The organism is Halomonas sp. (genome assembly GCF_041689495.1).
Taxonomy (GTDB): domain Bacteria; phylum Pseudomonadota; class Gammaproteobacteria; order Pseudomonadales; family Halomonadaceae; genus Halomonas.
Genome location: NZ_JBDNGD010000004.1, coordinates 1 through 1098 on the forward strand (window position 1 = coordinate 1; position 1098 = coordinate 1098).

Sequence of the window (1098 nt, forward strand, 5' to 3'; positions counted from 1 at the left end):
ACTCTACCCCCTGGCCTCCCCTGGCGCAAGAGCGTCAGACGGAAAATGTCAGGCAGGCTATCATGGGTCGGTGGAAGGCCTGGCCTTGCGCATCAGCGCCATGACCGGCCCCGAGGAGACATAGGTCCCGAACAACAGCAGGAGCATGACCGAAGGCTCGATGGAGATCACCACGAAGCCCAGAACGATGGCAAGCAACACCACGAAAGGTACCGGCCCCTTCAGATCGATATCCTTGAAGCTGTAGTAGCGGATATTGCTGACCATGAGCACCCCGGCCGCACCGACCACGAAGAGCATGAGCAACTTGAATCCGAACGCATCGGCATCGAAGCTGTGGAAGGTCCAGACGCTGGCGGCCACCAGGGCCGCAGCCGATGGGCTCGGCAAGCCGATGAACCACTTCTTGTCGACACTGCCGATCTGGATATTGAAACGAGCCAGCCGCAAGGCGGCACAGGCCACATAGAGAAAGGCGACCACCCAGCCCGTCTTGCCGATGTCCTGAAGGATCCAGGTAAAGGCGACCAGGGCAGGCGCCATGCCGAATGAGATCATGTCGGAGAGGCTGTCATACTCGGCGCCGAAGGCGCTCTGGGTGTTGGTCAAGCGCGCCACGCGACCATCCAGGCCATCCAGCACCATGGCAATGAAGATCGCAACCGATGCCGAGGTAAAATCACCATTGATCCCCGCCACCACCGCGAAGAAGCCGGCAAAGAGTGCCGAGGTGGTAAAGAGGTTGGGCAGCAGGTAGATACCCTTGCGCCGGACCTTCCTGCCATCTTCGATGGCTTCCTCGACCACCTCCGTCTCACGCAAGAACGTCGCCGCGAGGTCCTCCTCGGCGGGAGGAGTCGCAGACGCATCGCCCGACTCGGACTCGGCAGGATCCGAGGGATCGTCATGTACGTCATTGCGAGAATCGTGACTCATGGGTCTCATCCGTTGTCAGGAAAATCGGAATATTGACGCCCATTCTACGCCACAGGATGGCGACAGGGCGAAGCCGGATAATGCAACGGCCTGAAACCGATCCACAAAAAAGCCGAAAGCGCGGCGATCCGCACCCTCGGCAGTTCGTTTCTCGTCTCGACG

General features: G+C 60.0%; 1 protein-coding gene. It reads right to left on the minus strand.

Annotation, left to right across the window (positions count from 1 at the left end):
* Positions 1-60: 60 nt before the first annotated feature.
* Positions 61-936, minus strand: a complete 876-nt coding sequence (gene pssA / locus ACESMD_RS00105; RefSeq protein WP_372609273.1) for a CDP-diacylglycerol--serine O-phosphatidyltransferase — start codon at positions 934-936, stop codon at positions 61-63.
* Between the last annotated feature and the right edge of the window lie 162 nt (positions 937-1098).